The sequence below is a fragment of the Streptomyces sp. CNS606 genome (assembly GCF_000426325.1).
In genome coordinates this window covers 189113-206304 of record NZ_AUFD01000009.1, presented here as the reverse complement: position 1 = coordinate 206304, position 17192 = coordinate 189113, and the positions used below count along the sequence as shown (strand labels likewise).

15 protein-coding genes are annotated in these 17192 nt (G+C 72.6%); 4 read left to right on the top strand and 11 right to left on the bottom strand.

Features of this window, described 5'->3' with window-relative positions:
- Positions 1 to 123: 123 nt before the first annotated feature.
- Positions 124 to 1170, bottom strand: a complete 1047-nt coding sequence (locus K304_RS0107425) for a glutathione S-transferase C-terminal domain-containing protein (RefSeq protein ID WP_027763227.1) — start codon at positions 1168 to 1170, stop codon at positions 124 to 126.
- Positions 1171 to 1724: 554 nt separating this feature from the next.
- Here K304_RS0107425 and K304_RS0107420 point away from each other — a divergent pair.
- Both K304_RS0107420 and K304_RS0107415 read left to right on the top strand, forming a co-directional pair.
- The gene (locus K304_RS0107420) at positions 1725 to 2948 is read left to right on the top strand and encodes a beta-ketoacyl-[acyl-carrier-protein] synthase family protein (RefSeq protein WP_027763226.1); all 1224 of its coding nucleotides are present in this window, start codon (positions 1725 to 1727) and stop codon (positions 2946 to 2948) included.
- Between the two features lie 129 nt (positions 2949 to 3077).
- On the top strand, positions 3078 to 4304 hold the full coding sequence (locus K304_RS0107415; protein ID WP_027763225.1) for a cytochrome P450: 1227 nt from the start codon (positions 3078 to 3080) through the stop codon (positions 4302 to 4304).
- A gap of 30 nt (positions 4305 to 4334) precedes the next feature.
- On the opposite strand, the gene K304_RS0107410 is transcribed toward K304_RS0107415, so the two are convergent.
- The 6 genes from K304_RS0107410 to K304_RS0107385 all read right to left on the bottom strand — a co-directional run bounded on the left by K304_RS0107410 (position 4335) and on the right by K304_RS0107385 (position 11575).
- The gene (locus tag K304_RS0107410; protein WP_486591599.1) at positions 4335 to 5681 is read right to left on the bottom strand and encodes a cytochrome P450; all 1347 of its coding nucleotides are present in this window, start codon (positions 5679 to 5681) and stop codon (positions 4335 to 4337) included.
- A complete protein-coding gene (locus K304_RS27845) occupies positions 5678 to 6370 on the bottom strand; it encodes an ATP/GTP-binding protein (protein WP_078528753.1) in 693 nt (230 codons plus the stop codon). The genes K304_RS0107410 and K304_RS27845 overlap by 4 nt, the downstream gene beginning before the upstream one ends.
- The gene (locus tag K304_RS0107400; RefSeq protein WP_027763223.1) at positions 6351 to 6707 is read right to left on the bottom strand and encodes a DUF742 domain-containing protein; all 357 of its coding nucleotides are present in this window, start codon (positions 6705 to 6707) and stop codon (positions 6351 to 6353) included. The genes K304_RS27845 and K304_RS0107400 overlap by 20 nt, the downstream gene beginning before the upstream one ends.
- A complete protein-coding gene (locus tag K304_RS0107395) occupies positions 6704 to 7123 on the bottom strand; it encodes a roadblock/LC7 domain-containing protein (RefSeq protein WP_027763222.1) in 420 nt (139 codons plus the stop codon). The genes K304_RS0107400 and K304_RS0107395 overlap by 4 nt, the downstream gene beginning before the upstream one ends.
- A 134-nt stretch (positions 7124 to 7257) precedes the next feature.
- Positions 7258 to 9051: an ATP-binding protein gene (locus tag K304_RS0107390; RefSeq protein WP_027763221.1), complete on the bottom strand. Its 1794-nt coding sequence runs from the start codon at positions 9049 to 9051 to the stop codon at positions 7258 to 7260.
- Positions 9052 to 9355: 304 nt separating this feature from the next.
- Positions 9356 to 11575, bottom strand: coding sequence for an NADP-dependent isocitrate dehydrogenase (locus tag K304_RS0107385; protein WP_027763220.1), 2220 nt, complete (start codon positions 11573 to 11575; stop codon positions 9356 to 9358).
- Positions 11576 to 11798: 223 nt separating this feature from the next.
- Here K304_RS0107385 and panD point away from each other — a divergent pair, with 223 nt between their 5' ends.
- A complete protein-coding gene (gene panD / locus K304_RS0107380; RefSeq protein ID WP_027763219.1) occupies positions 11799 to 12209 on the top strand; it encodes an aspartate 1-decarboxylase in 411 nt (136 codons plus the stop codon).
- Between the two features lie 40 nt (positions 12210 to 12249).
- Here panD and K304_RS0107375 read toward each other — a convergent pair whose 3' ends face one another.
- From K304_RS0107375 to K304_RS0107360, 4 genes are all read right to left on the bottom strand, one after another.
- Positions 12250 to 13032, bottom strand: a complete 783-nt coding sequence (locus tag K304_RS0107375) for an ABC transporter permease (RefSeq protein WP_027763218.1) — start codon at positions 13030 to 13032, stop codon at positions 12250 to 12252.
- A complete protein-coding gene (locus tag K304_RS0107370) occupies positions 13029 to 14033 on the bottom strand; it encodes an ATP-binding cassette domain-containing protein (RefSeq protein WP_037789452.1) in 1005 nt (334 codons plus the stop codon). Before K304_RS0107370 ends, K304_RS0107375 begins: the two co-directional genes overlap by 4 nt.
- A 152-nt stretch (positions 14034 to 14185) precedes the next feature.
- Positions 14186 to 15028 (bottom strand): DUF4097 family beta strand repeat-containing protein, encoded by an 843-nt coding sequence (locus tag K304_RS0107365; RefSeq protein WP_027763216.1) that lies wholly within the window; start codon positions 15026 to 15028, stop codon positions 14186 to 14188.
- Positions 15029 to 15111: 83 nt separating this feature from the next.
- Complete coding sequence (locus K304_RS0107360) at positions 15112 to 15630, bottom strand: histidine kinase (protein ID WP_027763215.1); 519 nt, start codon at positions 15628 to 15630, stop codon at positions 15112 to 15114.
- A 396-nt stretch (positions 15631 to 16026) separates the two neighbouring features.
- Here K304_RS0107360 and K304_RS27840 point away from each other — a divergent pair, with 396 nt between their 5' ends.
- Positions 16027 to 17151 carry a hypothetical protein gene (locus K304_RS27840; protein WP_051308055.1) on the top strand — a complete coding sequence of 375 codons (1125 nt, stop codon included), beginning with the start codon at positions 16027 to 16029 and terminating at the stop codon, positions 17149 to 17151.
- The last annotated feature ends 41 nt before the right edge of the window (positions 17152 to 17192 follow it).

Below are 17192 nucleotides of genomic sequence, written 5' to 3'. Positions count from 1 at the left end.
CCGTCTCCTCCCTCTTCCCCCTATCGGGGGACGAAACAGCCGTAGACCTCGACAGCCGACACGGCGGACACGGGCGACACGGCGGACACGGCTCGGGGTGGGCGAGCCGTCGGGGCGGCGGCCTCAGGACCTGCGCCCCGGGGGCCGGTGGGCGGCGGGGACGGCCTCCCCGGGCGGGGGCGGGCCCGGCGGGGTGCCGTCCCCGAAGGGGCGGCCACCGAGCTGTTCCCGGTGGTGCGGGGTGTGGAGGAGGGAGAGGTCGGGCCCGGCGGGGACGACGCCGGTCGGGTTGATGCCCGTGTGCACCAGGTAGTAGTGGCGCTTGATGTCGGAGAAGTCCACCGTGTCGCCGAAGCCGGGCGTCTGGTAGAGGTCGCGCAGGTACGCCCAGAGCACCGGGTCCTCGGCGATCTTGGATCGGTTGCACTTGAAGTGCCCGTGGTAGACGGCGTCGAAGCGGACCAGCGTGGTGAAGAGGCGGATGTCGGCCTCGGTGAGGGTGTCGCCGACGAGGTAGCGGCGGTCGGCGAGCCGCTGCGAGAGCTGGTCCAGGCGGTGGAAGACGTCCCCGTACGCCTCTTCGTACTCCTGCTGCCCGACCGCGAAGCCGGCACGGTACACGCCGTTGTTGAGGTCCCGGTAGACGCCCTGCATCACCTCGTCGATCTCGTCGCGGTGCGCCTTGGGGTAGAGGTCGGGAGCGCCGGGACGGTGGAGGGCGCTCCACTCGGTGGAGAGGTCCAGAGTGAGCTGCTGGTAGTCGTTGGTCACCAGCTTGCCGCTGGGCACGTCCACGACCGCGGGGACGCTGACGCCGCCGGGATAGCCGGTCTCCCGCGCGTCGTAGGCGTCCCTGAGCAGGTGGATGCCGAGCACCGGGTCGAGGCCGTCCGGATCGAGGGTGAAACGCCAGCTCCGGTCGTCCTGGATCGGGTCGGCCACGGCGAGCGAGAGGGAGTCCTCCAGCCCCAGCAGGCGCCGCACGACCAGCGCGCGGCTGGCCCACGGACAGGCGCGGCTCACCACCAGGCGGTAGCGGCCGGCCTCGACCGGCCAGCCGTCCCGGCCGTCCGCGGTGATGCGGTCGGCGAAGTGGCTCCTGGACCGCTTGAAGGTCCGCCGGCCGTACTCGGTGTTGCCGGTCCGGTCGCCGTCGTCCGCGCCGCTCATCGGATGCCTCCTGCTCCGTCGGATCCGGCCCGCACTCCGGGCCGCTCCCGCCCCTTCCGCGCGTCGGGGCGGGTGATGAGTGAGCGGGTACCCGGGCGGCGGCGCCGGTACCCCGGTCCGGCCCCGGGTAGCCCGGATGGCGGCGACCCGACCCCGGGCGGGCGGGACCGCCGGGAGCACACTTCCGCGGGAGGGCGCGGCGCGGGACACCTCCGCGAGACGCCAGGCACCGCCACAGACATGCCCGTTTTCAGGTGTTCTGCGGTGTTCGCCCGGACAGAGAGACGGTCCGGCGAACGGGACACGAAACACCGACGCACCTCTCGGGCACGTCCGACCGCGCGCCACCGAACTCGCCGCGCAGCGCACACGGTTGCCGCGTTGATCACCCTTGACCCCTGTTGCGGCGTTAGCTGACGATCAGTGATGTTAGGCACATCCTCACGAGCTTTTGATACGAATTGCACCCTGTCCTGTTATGGTCACAGCCGGTCGAACGGTGTACGAGCGAGCGGTTGTTGATCGACGTGAACAGATGCGCGGACAGACCCGGTGTGGTGGTGACCGGTATGGGTGCGGTGACGCCGCTGGGGGCGGACGTGCCGGCCACCTGGCAGGGGATGCTGGACGGGCGCTCCGGTGCCCGCACCCTCACCGAACCGTGGGCGGAGGACCTCCCCGTACGCATCGCGGCGCCCGCCGCCGTCGACCTGCCGTCCCACTTCCCGCCGGCGCAGGCCCGCCGCATGGACCGGGCCACTCAGCTCGCCCTCGTCGCCACCGGCGAGGCCTGGGCCGACGCGGGACTGACCGGTGACGCGACGGTGGACCGCGAGCGGCTGGCCGTCTCGGTCTCCTCGATCATCGGCCTGCAGACCATGCTGTCCGCGTACGACGCCCTGCTCGGCAAGGGCTGGCGCCACATGTCTCCGTTCGCCGTTCCCGCCCTCCTCCCGAGCGGTTCGGCGGCCCGGATAGCCCTCGACTACGGCGCCCAGGCCAGCGCGCACTCCCCCGCGAGCGCGTGCGCGTCCGGCACCGAGGCGATCGCGTTCGGCGCCGACATGATCCGGCTCGGCCGGGCGGACGTGGTCATCGCCGGGGGCACCGAGGCGCCCGTCCACCCCTTCGTTCTCGGCGGTTTCGCCTCGATGCGCGCGCTGTCCCGGCGCAACGACGCGCCGGAGCAGGCGTCGCGGCCCTTCGCCAAGGACCGTGACGGCTTCCTGCTCGGCGAGGGCGCCGGAATCGTCGTCCTGGAGTCCGAACGGCACGCCCGGGCGCGGGGTGCCCGCGTCTACGGGCGGGTGCTCGGCGCCGGGATGTCGGTCGACGGCCACCGCATCGCGCAGCCGGAGCCCGAGGGGCGGGGCGCGGCCAAGGCGATGGCACGGGCCCTCGCGGACGCCGGGGTCGCACCTGCGGACGTGGTGCACGTCAACGCGCACGCCACGTCCACCCCGGCGGGTGATCTTGCCGAGGCCCGGGCACTGCGCCGCGTGCTCGGACCGCACACCGACGACGTGGCGGTCTCGGCGACGAAGTCGATGATCGGCCACCTCCAGGGCGGTTCCGGCGGCGTGGAGGCCGTCGCGACCCTGCTCGCCCTGCACCACCGGCTGGCCCCGCCCACGCTCAACGCCGGGAACCAGGACGGCGAGATCGACCTGGACGTCACGGCGGGCGGCAGCCGCGCCCTCCCCGCCGGCGAGGTCGTCGCGCTCAGCAACTCCTTCGGCTTCGGCGGCCACAACGCGAGCCTCGCCGTCGCCGCCTGACACCCTCCTGCCAGACGTGCCGGGAACGGTCGGTTTCGGCCACCTTCGAACCGGGCGGGCGCACCGGTGTCCCCTCTGACGCCGGATCAATAGCCTTGTATGCACAATTCGTTCATACGAGGGGGCGACATGGCGACCGTTCAGCAGGTGCCCGACATTCTCTCGCCGCAGTTCGCGGCGGACCCCTACTCCGCCTACCGGGTGATGCGGGAGAGCGCTCCCCTCATCTGGCACGAGCCGACGCAGAGCTACCTCGTCTCCCGCTACCAGGACGTCGAGCGGGTCTTCAAGGACCGCGAGGGCGCGTTCACGACGGACAACTACAACTGGCAGGTCGAGCCGGTGCACGGCCGTACGATCCTCCAGCTCAGCGGCCGTGAGCACGCCGTACGCCGGGCCCTGGTCGCGCCGGCCTTCCGCGGGCGGGACCTGGAGGAGCACTTCCTCCCCGTCATCGAGCGGAACTCCCGGGAACTGGTCGACGCCTTCCGCGACCGCGGCGCGGTGGACCTCGTCGACGCGTACGCCACCCGCTTCCCGGTCAACGTGATCGCCGACATGCTCGGCCTGGACAAGGCCGACCACGACCGGTTCCACCGCTGGTACACCGCGGTCATCGACTTCCTGGGCAACCTGTCCGGCGACCCGGAGGTCGCCGCGCGGGGGGAGCGGACCCGCGTCGAGTTCGCCGAGTACATGCTCCCGATCATCCGCGAGCGGCGCCAGAACCCGGGCGACGACCTGCTGTCCAAGCTGTGCGTCGCCGAGGTGGACGGGGTGCGCATGAGCGACGAGGACATCAAGGCGTTCTGCAGCCTGCTGCTGGCGGCCGGCGGCGAGACGACGGACAAGGCGATCGCCGGCATCTTCGCCAACCTGCTGACGCACCCGGAGCAGCTGGCCGCCGTCCGTGCGGACAGAAGCCTGATCCCGAAGGCGTTCGCGGAGACGCTGCGCCACACGCCGCCGGTACACATGATCATGCGTCAGTCCGCGACGGAGGTGGCGCTCAGCGGCGGCACGATACCCGCGGGGGCGACCGTCACGTGCCTGATCGGCGCCGCCAACCGCGACGAGCAGCGGTACCGCGACCCGGACCGCTTCGACATCCACCGCGACGACCTGTCCACCGGCAACGCGTTCTCCGCCGCCGCCGACCACCTGGCGTTCGCCCTGGGCCGGCACTTCTGCGTCGGCGCGCTGCTCGCGAAGGCCGAGGTGGAGACCGGAGTCGGGCAGCTCCTCGACGCCATGCCGGACGTGCGCCTCGCGGACGGCTTCGATCCCGTGGAGCAGGGGGTGTTCACCCGCGGCCCGAAGTCGTTGCCGGTGACGTTCACGCCCGTCGCGGCCTGAGGTCGCCCGCTCCCCCGGCGGCCCCCGCCGTCACTGGGCCGCCGGGGTGAAGCGCACGGGCAGCGCCGTGAGCCCGCGCATCCAGATGGACGGCCGCCAGGTCAGTTCGGACGGCTCCGTGTCCAGCACCACGTCGGGCATCCGCTCCAGCAGCGTCTCCACGGCGGTGCGGGCGATGACGTCCGCCAGCAGCGGGGCGGGGTAGGGGCAGCGGTGCTCGCCGTTGCTGAAGGACAGGTGTGCCGAGTTCTCCGCTCCGACGTGCGCCTCCGGCCAGATCTGCGGGTCGGTGTTGGCCGCGGCCAGGCCCAGCACGAGGCAGTCGCCGGTCCGGATCAGACGGCCGCCGAGCTGCGTGTCGCGTACGGCCCAGCGCCCGATGAAGTTCTGGGTGGGGGTGTCCAGCCACAGCACCTCGTTGAGCGCCTGCCCGACGCTGACGCGTCCGCCGGACACGTTCACCGCGAACCGGTTGTCGGTGAGGAGCAGGCGCAGGGTGTTGCAGATCCAGTTCGCGGTGGGCTGCTGCGCGGCGGCGATGACGGAGATCAGGTCCTGCACGATCTCCACGTCGGTCAGGCCCGCCGGGTGCAGCAGCATCCGCGAGGTGACGTCCGGGCCGGGGCTGCGCCGCTTGTCGGCGACGAGCTGCGCGATGCGCTCGCCCACGCGTCCGTAGGCGGCGACCGGGTCGTCCCCCTCTGCGGCGTCGAGCGAGATCCGCAGGTCGGTGACGAGTTCTTCGGTGTCGGCGGCGCCCGCGGGCATGCCGCACATCTGGACGGCGGCGCGCATCGGCACCTGGTGGGCGTAGGAGTTCATCAGCTCGGCGACACCGCTGCCGGAGAAGCCGTCGATCAGCCGGTCCGCGATGACCCGGCAGTCGTGGCCGAGTTCGAACTGGTCGACCGCCTCCAGCGCCTGGGTGATGACCCCGGCCCGCCGCTGGTGCTCGGCGCCCTCGGCGAAGAGCACGGACGGCTGGTAGCCGACGTACGGCATGAGCGGCCAGTCCGGCGGGATGTGTTCCCACTGGTTCCAGCGGCGCGAGTCGCGGGCGAACAGCTCGTCGTGCTGGGTGACGTAGCTGACCTCGGGATAGCCGAGGACCAGCCAGGCCGGGATGTCGCCGTCCAGCAGGACCGGGGCGATCGGGCCGTGTTCCCGCCGCAGGCTGCGGTACAGCTCGGACGGCGTCTGCTGGTACTCCAGGCCGCTCAGGCGCACCGCCGTGCCGTGCGGCCGCGCGGGACAGCCGGGGGGCGGCACGGCGTCGCTGTTCGCGCCTGCGGTGGCGGTGAGGGTGCGGTGGTGGGCGGCGGACGGGTCGGCGCCGAGGCCGTCGGTCTCGGCGTCGGCACCGGTCAGGTCGGTCATGAGGTCGTCTCCCGTGCCAGGGCCATGTCGTACAGGTGGTTGACGAGGGTGATCAGGACGTGTTTGCCGGAGGACCGCACGCGCGCGTCGCAGTCGACCAGCAGCACGTGGTCGGGGAGTGCGAGGGCCTGCCGGATCTCGGCGAGGGAGAACGCGGAGGTGTCGTCGTCGAAGCGGTTGACCGCCACGACGAACGGCGTGCGGTGGTGTTCCAGCCGGTCGATGGCATACCAGGACTCGCTCATCCGGCGGGTGTCGACCAGCACCACGGCACCGAGGGTGCCGGCGAACAGGCGGTCCCAGAGGAACCAGAACCGTTCCTGCCCGGGGGCGCCGAAGAGGTAGAGCACCATCCGCTCGTTGAGCGTGATGCGCCCGAAGTCGAAGGCGACGGTGGTGGTGGTCTTCCCCGCCACCCCGGTGGTCTCGTCGACGCCGACGCCGGCCTGCGTCATCAGTTCCTCGGTGTTGAGCGGGCGGATCTCGCTGACCGCGCGCACCAGCGTGGTCTTCCCCACTCCGAAGCCGCCCACGACGACGATCTTGAGGCCGGTCTCGGCGCCGTGCGCCAGCGGCGTGCGGTCCGAACGGGCCGTGGGGAGGACGGGGCCGCCGCCGGGGTCGGCCGCGTCCGGGACGGGGTCCGAGGGGGTGAGTTCGGCGCCCAGTTCAGAGGTTGCGGAGTCCATTGAGCACCTCCATCAGGAGTGCGGAATCGGGCTGGGAGGCGACGGCCCGGGTGACGGGCGGGCGGCGGGCGGTGATCCTGCTGGTCGCCAGCAGGTCCCCGAGGAGGATGCGGACGACGGTCACCGGGAGCTTCAGCTCGGCCGCGATCTCGACGACCGCGATGGGCCGGCGGCACAGACCGAGGATGCGCACGTGCTCGGACTGCATGCCCGGGGTCGGCTCGCATTCGCTGACGATCAGCGTCACCAGGTCGAAGGTGTCGTCGTCTGCGCGGCAGCGCCCCTGCGTCAAGGTGTAGAGCCGGTCCGGTTCGCCGGTGTCGACGGGTTGCCTCACGAGCGGGTGCCCTCCGGGGAGAGCATCCGGGGCTCGGCGCGCAGGTGCTCGCCGATCTGCTCGACCATCTCGCTCATCTGGTGCCCTACGACGCCCGGGTCCGCGCCGTCGTCGGCGAGGACGGCGAGGTGGGCGCCGTCGCCCGCCTCCACGATGAACAGCAGGCCGCCGTGGAACTCGGTCATGGAGTGCCGCACGCCGCCGGTACCGTTGCCGAACTCCACCGACGCCCCCTGGGCGAGCGCCTGGATGCCCGAGCAGATGGCGGCCAGCTGGTCGGCCTGGTCGAGAGCGAGGTGACGGCTCCAGCAGAGTTTGAGGCCGTCCCGCGAGAGCACCAGCGCGTTGCGCGTGCCGGGGGTCCGTTCCAGCAGGTTCTCCAGGAGCCAGGTGAGGCTGTTGTCTGTGGTCGGCATGGTGGGGTGGGGGGCGGACAGGCCCAGGGAGCCGGTCACCAGCCCGTGCCTCCTTCTTCGTCGTGTCTCGGGCAGGGGAGGGGCCGCGTCGCGCCGTGGACACGGCCCCGGGTCGGCTGCGTGCGTGCCGGGGGCTACTCCGGCGGCGTCGGGGAGGCGTCCGTCTGGCCCCGGCGTGCGCGGTGGAAGGCGCCGAAGCCGGTCCCCGCGTCACGGGCATGGCGCGGTGTGCCGCCGGTGGACGGTGGCGGGGACTCGGCCCGGCGCCGCATCAGGTGCTCGGAGTGCTCCCGGTCGGCCGTGGCCATGGTGCGTCCGGGGAACCGGACGGGCAGGCCGCCGGGGGTGGACTCGGCGTCGCCGCCGGTCGCCTGGGCGGGCAGCGGCGCGGGACGGACCGGGTCGGGCGCGCCGCGCTCCGGGGGCGTCTCGGGGGTGCGGGGTGCCGGGTCGTCCGGCCCGAGGGAGTCCGGCGTGGGGTGGGTGCCCGACGTGCTCACGGCGTCGGCGAGCGCGGCCGGGGTGCCGTGCGGCGGGGTGTGCTGGGCGAGGTGGGAGCCGAAGTGCTCGGGCAGCGCGATGCGTCGCTGGGCGAGCAGCTGCGGTGGGAACAGCACCACGACGCCGGTGCCGCCGCGCGAGGAGGGCCGGAAGTTGACGGTCATGTGGTACTTGGCGGCGACCCGGCCCACCACGGCGAGGCCCAGCCGGGTGCCCTGGAGCAGCGCCAGGTCGTTGCACCGGCCCGACACCGCCTCCTCGGCGCGACGCATCGCCGCGTCGGCCATCTTCAGGCCGCTGTCCTCGATGGTGACGACGATGCCGGCGCTGCGCTCCTCGACGTAGACGTGCACCTCGTCGATGGGCGGTGAGAAGTTGGCGGCGTTGTCCATCAGTTCGGCGAGCAGGTGCATCACCGCCTCGGCGGCGAACCCGGCGATGGCCGCCGTGCTGGAGCAGTGCAGTCGCACCCGCTGGTAGGCCGCGATGCGCCCCATCGCGCCGCGCAGGATGCTCTCCATGCCGATGGGCTTGTTCCACGAGCGGCTGGTGCGGCCGCCCATCAGGAGGGCGAGCCGGTCGGTCATCAGACCGAGCTGTGAGGTGTTGTGGTCGAGCCGGAGCAGGTCGCCGAAGACGTCCTCGCCGTACCGGTCCTGCATCTCGCGCAGGTCGGCGAGCATGCCGACCGTCTTGGCCTGCACCCGGCTGAGCGCCTTGGCGCTGGCGCCCTGGGCGGCTGCCGCGCGCCGCTCGCTCCGGGCGAACTCCCGTACCAGCGACTCCAGCAGGGCCCGCAGCCGTGCGTCCTGCGGGCGTTCGAGACCGGCCAGCACGGTGTCGGCGGACGCGCCGTTGCGCAGGCCGGCCAGTGCGGTGGGGAGCACGGTGGCGGTGAGGCGGTCCAGCTCGCCGCCCGCCTGCTCGAGCCGCACGCGTGCGGTGGTCGCCGCGGCGGTGGCGGAGAGGGCGCGCTCCTCGGCGGCGCCCACCTCGGAGACGAACGTGTGCAGCAGCCGGCGCAGTTGCGGGTCCGACGGCTGCGGGGTCGCGGCCAGGGTCTCGTCGGCGCGGCCGCCCTCGGTGAGCCGGTCCAGCACGGCCGGAACGGTGACCTGGAGCAGGTGTCCGGCCTCGGCGGCGTGCTGGGCGGCCTGCCGGGCGGCGGCGCGGGCCTCGCGCCGGGCGGCCTCGGCCGCGCTGCGCGCCTGGCGTACCAGCGTCACGGCTGCCGCGGTGGCCGCCGCGAGGCCCAGCCAGGCGCACACCACGACTGCCAGCACCCAGCCCGTCGCGGGTCCGGGAGCGGCCAGTGTCACCGCCCCTCCCACGACGGCGGCCACCACCAGGAGGAGGAGTGGCACGGCCGGTGACATGCGCTGTTTCGCACTGTTCCGGCGCGGGCGGGGCGTGACGGGCACTGACATTCCGCGGTCCCTCGGTCGTGAGTGCGGGGCAGGAAGGCCGACCTGCGCGCATCGGCCGTACCGGACGCTAGTCACGTGGAGGGGTGGGGGGCGGGAGGAGTGGCAGAGGTGTCCCCACAACGAAGGACCTCGCTGCGAAAGCGCCTTCGCGGCCCGGACGTTCGTGGTAGACGCACACGCCCGCGCACACGTACGGAGCACGTCCGGATGTGCGACCCGCGAGGGTGCGGGAACGGGACAGGCCCGGCGGTGGAAACCGCCGGGCCTGTCCGGGAGGACGCCGTGCGGGCGCCCCGGGAGGGCGTCAGGAAAGCGCCGAGAGGGCCTGGTTGAGGGTCTTCGACGGGCGCATCACGGCGTCGGCCTTGGCGACCTGGGGCTGGTAGTAGCCGCCGATGTCGGCGGGCGAGCCCTGGACGGCGACCAGTTCGTCCACGATGGCCTGCTCCTGCGCAGTGAGCGTCTCGGCGAGGTCGGCGAACGCCTGCGCGAGCGCGGCGTCGTCGGTCTGCCGCGCCAGCTCCTGGGCCCAGTAGAGGGCCAGGTAGAAGTGACTGCCGCGGTTGTCGATGCCGCCGAGGCGACGGCTGGGCGACTTGTTCTCCTGGAGGAAGGTGCCGGTGGCACGGTCCAGGGTGTCGGCCAGGATCTGCGCACGGGCGTTGCCGGTGGTCTTCGCGAGGTGCTCGAAGCTGACGGCGAGGGCGAGGAACTCGCCCAGGCTGTCCCAGCGCAGGTAGTTCTCCTTGACCAGCTGCTGCACGTGCTTCGGCGCGGAGCCGCCGGCTCCGGTCTCGAAGAGGCCGCCGCCGTTGATGAGCGGCACCACCGACAGCATCTTGGCGCTGGTGCCCAGCTCCAGGATGGGGAAGAGGTCGGTCAGGTAGTCGCGGAGCACGTTGCCGGTGACGGAGATGGTGTTCTCGCCGCGGCGGATGCGCTCCAGGGAGAACGCCATGGCGTCGGCCGGCGCCATGATCTCGATGCGCAGGCCGTCGGTGTCGTGCTCCGGCAGGTAGGCGCGGACCTTCTCGATGAGGCGGGCGTCGTGCTCGCGGTTCTCGTCGAGCCAGAACACGGCGGGGTCGCCGGTGGCGCGGGCGCGGGTGACGGCGAGCTTGACCCAGTCGCGGATCGGTTCGTCCTTGGTCTGGCACATGCGGAAGATGTCACCGGCGCTGACGGTCTGCTCCAGCACCGCCTCGCCGTTCCCGTCCACCACGCGCACGGTGCCGGTCGAGGGGACCTCGAAGGTCTTGTCGTGGCTGCCGTACTCCTCGGCCTTCTGCGCCATCAGGCCGACGTTGGGCACCGTGCCCATCGTCGAGGGGTCGAAGGCGCCGTGGGCGCGGCAGTCGTCGATGACGACCTGGTAGATGCCGGCGTAGCTGCTGTCCGGGATGACCGCGAGGGCGTCCTGCTCCTGGTCGCCGGAGTTCCACATGTGGCCGGAGGTACGGATCATGGCGGGCATGGAGGCGTCGATGATGACGTCGCTCGGCACGTGCAGGTTGGTGATGCCGCGGTGCGAGTCGACCATGGCCAGGTCGGGGCCCTCGGCCAGCTCGGCCTCGAACGACGCCTTGATCTTGTCGCCCTCGGGCAGCGACTCCAGGCCCTTGAAGATGCCGCCGAGGCCGTCGTTCGGGGTGAGGCCGGCGGCGGCGAAGGTCTCGCCGTACTCCGCGAACGTCTTCGGGAAGAAGGCGCGGACGACGTGGCCGAAGATGATCGGGTCGGAGACCTTCATCATGGTGGCCTTGAGGTGCACGGAGAACAGCACGCCCTCCGCCTTGGCGCGGGCGACCTGCTGGGCGAGGAACTCGCGGAGCACGGCCACGCGCATCACGGAGGCGTCCACGACCTCGCCGGCCAGGACCGGCACCGACTCGCGCAGGACGGTGGTCGCACCGTCGTCGCCGTGCAGCTCGATGCGCAGCGCGCCGTCCCGCTCGACGACGGCGGACTTCTCCGTGGAGCGGAAGTCGTCGCCGGTCATGTGGGCGACGTTGGTCTTCGAGTCCGCGCTCCAGGCGCCCATGCGGTGCGGGTTGGCCTTGGCGTAGTTCTTGACGGACGCGGGGGCGCGGCGGTCGGAGTTGCCCTCGCGCAGGACGGGGTTGACGGCGCTGCCCTTGACCTTGTCGTAGCGGGCGCGGATCTCGCGCTCCTCGTCGGTCTTCGGGTCGTCCGGGTAGGCGGGCAGCGCGTAGCCCTGCTCCTGCAGCTCCGCGACCGCGGCCTTGAGCTGCGGGATCGACGCCGAGATGTTGGGCAGCTTGATGATGTTGGCCTGCGGCGTCCTGGCGAGCGCCCCCAGTTCGGCGAGCGCGTCGTCGATGCGCTGACCCGGCTCGAGGTGCTCGGGGAACTGCGCGATGATGCGCCCCGCGAGCGAGATGTCCCGGGTCTCCACCCGCACCCCGGCGGTCGAGGCGTAGGCCTCGATCACGGGCAGGAACGAGTACGTCGCCAGGGCCGGGGCCTCGTCGGTGTGCGTGTAGATGATGGTCGAGTCAGTCACCGGGTGCTCTCCGCTCCACGTCTGCAACATTTCTCGACATCAAGATACCGTCTGTGCCGCCGAACCCCGAAAGGGCCCGCCCCCTCCGCTCGCCGACTGCCGGGAGCCGCGCCGGGAGACGCTTCTCACCTGCACCGGAACGCGGACGGGTCACCCGTCTGCACTAGGCTCGACGGGCGCTTCGTGCGCGCCGCCGACCGGCACAGGACGTGAGGACCCTCCCATGTACCGCACCATGATGAAGTCGAAGATCCACCGGGCCACCGTGACCCAGGCCGACCTGCACTACGTCGGCTCGCTGACCATCAGCTCCGATCTGATGGAGGCGGCCGACCTGCTGCCCGGCGAGAAGGTGGACATCGTCGACGTCGACAACGGCGCGCGCCTGTCGACCTATGTGATCGAGGGCCCGCGGGATTCGGGCGTGATCGGCATCAACGGTGCCGCGGCCCGGCTGATCAGCCCCGGCGACCTGGTGATCATCATCTCGTACGCCCAGGTGTCCGACGAGGAGGCCCGCGGCCTCAAGCCGAGCGTGGTGTTCGTGGACGGGGACAACAAGGTGGCCCTCACGGGCCACGACCCGGCCGACGCACCGGAGGGCAGCGGCCTCCTCCGCGGCGACGTCGCGTGACGAGGGGGTGGCGGCCCTCCCGGACCCGCCACCCCCTCGGTCAGCGCGTGGTGGTGCTGTTGAACAGCGACCGCGACCAGACGTAGCCGACCAGGGCGATGCCCGCGCACCAGGCCAGCGAGATCCAGCCGGCGGAGCCGATCTCCGATCCGGAGAGCAGGCCGCGCAGCGTCTCGGTCATCGGCGTGAAGGGCTGATGCTCGGCGAACCAGCGCAGGCCCGGCGACATCGAGTCGGCCGGCACGAACGCCGAGCCCAGGAACGGCAGGAACTGGACCAGCAGCGGCTTGTTGCTCGCGGACTCCACCGTCTTGGAGATCAGGCCGAGAGCCGCCGACAGCCAGGTCACCGCGAACGCGATGGCCGCGAGGAGGCCGGTCGCGGCCAGCCACTCCAGCGCACTCGCGTCCGACCGGAAGCCGAGCGCGAAGGCGACGGCCACGACCAGGACGAGGCACACCATCGTCTGGAGCACGCTGCCCACGACGTGCCCCGTCATGAACGACGAGCGGGTGATCGCCATGGTGCGGAAGCGGTTGATGATGCCCTCGGTCATGTCGGAGCAGACCGCGATCGAGGTGGACATCGCGCCGGCGGCCACTCCCATGATGATGATGCCGGGGGTCAGGTACTCCAGGTAGGCGTCCCGGCCGCCGCCCATACCGGCGCCGATCGAGTCGCCGAAGGCGTACACGAACAGCAGCAGCATCAGGATCGGCGTCAGGGCGCTGCCGAAGCCCACGGCCGGATAGCGGATCGCGTGTTTGAGGTTGCGCCGCAGCATCGTCGTCGAGTCGTGGACGGCGTGGGTGAGGGTGCTCATCGCAGGGTCTCCTTGACGGGAAGCGGGGTGCGGACGCCGGCACCGGCGGTGCCGTCGCCGGTCAGGGCGAGGAAGACGTCGTCGAGGTCGGGGGTGTGCACGGAGAAGCCGGCCGCACGCGCACCGGCGGCGTCGAGGCGGTCGAGCAGCGCGCGCAACGCGTCGAGGCCGCCGTCGCCCGCCACGCGCAGGGCCAGGTTGTCGTCGTCGCGTGACGCCTCGGGGAAGGCCGCCGCCGCGCTCTCGTAGGCGTCGAGGCCGGTGAAGGTCAGCCGCACATGGCTGCCGGGGATCTGCGCCTTGAGGGCGTCGGCGGTGCCCTCGGCGATGATCCAGCCGCCGTCGAGCACGGCGATCCGGTCGGCGAGCTGGTCGGCCTCCTCCAGGTACTGCGTGGTGAGGAAGACGGTGGTGCCGCCCTCGACCAGCGAGCGCACCGTCTCCCACATGGTGCGGCGGCTGCGCGGGTCGAGCCCGGTCGTCGGCTCGTCCAGGAAGATCACCTGCGGATCGCCGACGAGCGTCATGGCGATGTCGAGCCGCCGCCGCATACCGCCGGAGAAGGTCGCGGCCCGCTTGTGGCCGACGTCCGCGATCCCGAACCGCTCCAGCAGCGCCCGCGCCCGGGACCGGCCCTCGCGCTTGCCGAGGCGCAGCAGGTCGGCCATCAGGAGCAGGTTCTCCTCGGCGGTGAGCAGGTCGTCGAGCGCGGCGAACTGCCCGGTGACGCCGATGGCGGCACGGACCCCGTCCGGCGAGGCGGCGATGTCGTGGCCCGCGACCTGCGCCCGGCCGCCGTCGGCGCCGATGAGGGTGGAGAGGATCTGCACGGTCGTGGTCTTGCCGGCGCCGTTGGGCCCGAGCAGGGCGAACACGGTTCCGGCCGGGATGTGCAGGTCGATGCCGTCGAGCACCGTCCTGTCGCCGTACGACTTGCGCAGACCGACGGCGGACACGGCGGCGGGCGGCGCCGCCTCGCCCGCGCGCCTGGGCGTGGGCATGACAGATGAAGACATGGAGTCCTCCTGGTCGAAGACAGAGGTGAAGGGTGTGATGAAGGGGGATGCGGGGGCCGGGCGTGCCCGGCAGGCGGGGCCGGCGCTCGGGGAGGGGCCCGGGAAGGGCCCCGGCCCGAGCGCCCGGGGAGGGCCGCTCAGGCTCCGGCGCGGCGCACGTCGATCGTGCCCCAGCGGGTCCTGGCGAGGATCTTGACGGTGTCCTCGACCTCCTCCGGGGGGCCGGAGTCGGCGAGCGCGTTGCGCACCTGGCCGCGCTCGGAGCTGACGTCGAGCCAGGCGGCGGTGCCGGGGCGGACGCCCACCTCGATGGCGCCGTACGAGTTCTCCATCGAGACGGTGCCGCGGGCGACCTCGGCGACGCGCAGCGTGCCGTGGGCGACCGTCGCGGCCACGGACCCCTCGGCACGTCCGACGTCGATGTCGCCGTGTGCGCCGCGCACCCGCAGGTCACCGAGCGCGGCACCGACGCTCGTGGCGCCGTGCGAGTTCTTCAGCACGGCGGGGCCGTCGACGGTGCCGACGCGCACCCCGCCGAAGCTGGTGGCGATGTCGGCGCTCCCCTCGACCCGGTCGACGTGCACCGAGCCGTGGGAGGTGACCAGCCGGAGCGGACCGGTCGTGCCGAGACGGGTGTCGCCCGACGAGATCTTCACGTGGACCTCGCCGAGCCGGCCCTCGCCGAACACCTGGGTCCAGGAGCCGGTCACGTCGACCCGGGAGCCCGCGGGCAGTTCGACCGCCACGTCGACGGCACCACTGGGGCCCACCATGCGGCGTTCCTTGGTCCTGACGGTCAGGACGCCGTTCGCGTACCCGACCTCGGTCTGCTCGGCGGCCCGTACGTCCTTGTTCCGCTTCGGGTCGCGGGGGCGCACCTCGACGTGCGTGTCGGAGCGGTCGGCCGCGGCGACGCGGAGGGAGCCGGCCCCCACGTGGAGGGTGGCCGTAATCGGCTCGGGAGTGTCGAAATCAGGCATGGCGGTACCGTCCTCATGAGTCCTTGGAGCGTCCCCGCAGGTGGGACGTGGTGTGAGTGGGGAGCGGGCGGGCGCGGGCGCGGCTAGCGCACCCAGCCCGTGAAGCTCTGGCCGACCGTGGGGGTCCTTCCGGCGGGGCGCGGGTGCGCGCCGCCGTCGACCGCCGCCGAGACGGCCCGCACCAGCCACGCGTTGACCGACAGCCCCTCGCCGCTCGCGGCCTCCTCGGCGCGCGCCTTGAGGTGGGCCGGCAGGCGCAGGTTGACGCGTGCGGTGGCACCGTCGTCGCCGTCGGCGGGAGCGGGAGCCTTGAGCGTCTCGACGGGCCCGGCGGCCGCTTCCGCGGCGCCGGGGCCGCCGGGCGGCGGCGTGACGACGAAGTCGGGATCGAGCCCGCGCAGCCGCACGTCCACCGACCCCGGGGCGAGCTCGCGGGTGATCTCGTCCATCGCGGCGGAGAGCACGCTGAGCATGGCCAGCCGGGTCGCCGACTCCAGCGGGGCGGTGAGCCGGTCGGCCAGCTCACGGGCTTCCTCCCCGCCGGCTTCGGCGGCCACCGCGAGTTCACGGCGGAGTGTGTCGACATACGGGGTGAGATCCATGACGCCATAGTGACACCACTATGGCGCCACGCGCAAGCCACTACGGCACCCACCTCGAAAGAGGCCCCCACGCCAACGCCCTTACCTGCGAGAACAGTCGCAGATTCGACGGCACCACGATGACGCCAGAGACAACCGCACACTACTCGGCGACGCGAAGTGGCGCCATCAGGCGCCAGAACGATGCCGCGCGGCACCACGCATGACGCCAGGCGCCACAGAGGGGCGGGCCGCACCGCCGGACGGGTGCCGCCGCACTCGCCACGTCCTCAAGTGGACGCCTAGAAAGCGACAAAACACGCATAACACCCCGAACCGTGCGAACGTTGTCCCGCAGGTTCGCCGGGTGCCGACGCGCTGCCGCCGTCGGCCCCGAGGAGAGGGAACGGAGCCCCGATGCGGAACGACACGGACGGCACGGCACCCGCGACGCCGGTCGCGGACCCCGGCCCGCGCTTCGACCGGGCGAGCGCGGTCGCCGACGCCGTTCTCTACGAGGGCTACCTCCTCTACCCCTACCGCCGCTCCTCCGGCAAGAACCGGGTCCGCTGGCAGTTCGGGCTGCTCGCGCCGCGCCGGTGGATCGAGGCCGACGGCCCCGTCACCCCGGTGCTGGCCGGCTCCGCGGAGTCCTGGCGGCAGCAGACCGAGTGCCTGTGCGAGGCCGCCGACGACGCCGTGGTGCACGTCCGCGTGCGCCACCTGCAGTTGCAGCAGCGGCAGGTCGAGCGGCGCGAGGCGGACGGCACGTTCACTCCGGTGGATCAACTGGAGGCCGGCGACGAGGTGTACCTCCCCTTCGACGAGGCGGTGCCCCACGAGACCGACCTGACCGTCCCGCTGGCGGAACTGCTCGCCGACGGCGCACGCGGACGCGGCTTCCCGGTGCACTCCCCCGGCGGCGAGGAGACCGAGGAGCTGCCCGGCGGCAGCGGCAGGCTGGTCCGCCGCAGGCGGCCCGTCGAGGCGACGGTCACCGTGTCCGCCGAACGGCTCGACACCGGCCGCCCCGCCTTCCGGCTGCGCATCCGCACCGAGAACACCGACACCTCCGTCGGCCCGGACACCCCCCGCGAGGAGGCGCTGCGCCACGCGCTGATCGCCACCCACACGCTCGTCGGCGGCCACGGCCTCGACTTCGCGTCGCTCGCCGACCCGCCCGCGTGGGCCGAGCCGTACGCCCGCGGCTGCCGCAACGAGCACACCTTCCCCGTGCTCGCGGGCGAGCCGGGCAGCCACGACCTGGTGCTGTCCTCGCCGATCATCCTCTCCGACCACCCGCAGGTCGCCCCGGAGAGCCCCGGCGACCTGCACGACGCGGCGGAGATCGACGAGATCCTCTCGCTGCGCACGCTGCTGCTCACCGACGAGGAGAAGCGCGAGGCCCGGGCGACCGACCGGCGCGCCGCCGAGATCCTCGACCGGGTGGACGCCATGCCGCCGGAGGTCTTCGCCCGGCTGCACGGCACGATCCGCTCGCTGCGCCCCTCCCCCGACCCCTGCGACCTCACCGACCACTGACCCGGCGGGCCCGGTGACCGCCACCGACCGACCCCGCGCAC

Excerpts from the sequence above, each read along its gene's own strand:
- panD (WP_027763219.1), top strand. The coding sequence starts at position 11,799 with ATGTACCGCACCATGATGAAGTCGAAGATCCACCGGGCCACCGTGACC.
- K304_RS0107415 (WP_027763225.1), top strand. The coding sequence starts at position 3,078 with ATGGCGACCGTTCAGCAGGTGCCCGACATTCTCTCGCCGCAGTTCGCG.
- K304_RS0107370 (WP_037789452.1), bottom strand. The coding sequence starts at position 14,033 with ATGCCCACGCCCAGGCGCGCGGGCGAGGCGGCGCCGCCCGCCGCCGTG.
- K304_RS27845 (WP_078528753.1), bottom strand. The coding sequence starts at position 6,370 with ATGGACTCCGCAACCTCTGAACTGGGCGCCGAACTCACCCCCTCGGAC.
- K304_RS27840 (WP_051308055.1), top strand. The coding sequence starts at position 16,027 with ATGCGGAACGACACGGACGGCACGGCACCCGCGACGCCGGTCGCGGAC.
- K304_RS0107395 (WP_027763222.1), bottom strand. The coding sequence starts at position 7,123 with ATGCCGACCACAGACAACAGCCTCACCTGGCTCCTGGAGAACCTGCTG.
- K304_RS0107375 (WP_027763218.1), bottom strand. The coding sequence starts at position 13,032 with ATGAGCACCCTCACCCACGCCGTCCACGACTCGACGACGATGCTGCGG.
- K304_RS0107425 (WP_027763227.1), bottom strand. The coding sequence starts at position 1,170 with ATGAGCGGCGCGGACGACGGCGACCGGACCGGCAACACCGAGTACGGC.
- K304_RS0107365 (WP_027763216.1), bottom strand. The coding sequence starts at position 15,028 with ATGCCTGATTTCGACACTCCCGAGCCGATTACGGCCACCCTCCACGTG.
- K304_RS0107360 (WP_027763215.1), bottom strand. The coding sequence starts at position 15,630 with ATGGATCTCACCCCGTATGTCGACACACTCCGCCGTGAACTCGCGGTG.
- K304_RS0107390 (WP_027763221.1), bottom strand. The coding sequence starts at position 9,051 with ATGTCAGTGCCCGTCACGCCCCGCCCGCGCCGGAACAGTGCGAAACAG.
- K304_RS0107410 (WP_486591599.1), bottom strand. The coding sequence starts at position 5,681 with ATGACCGACCTGACCGGTGCCGACGCCGAGACCGACGGCCTCGGCGCC.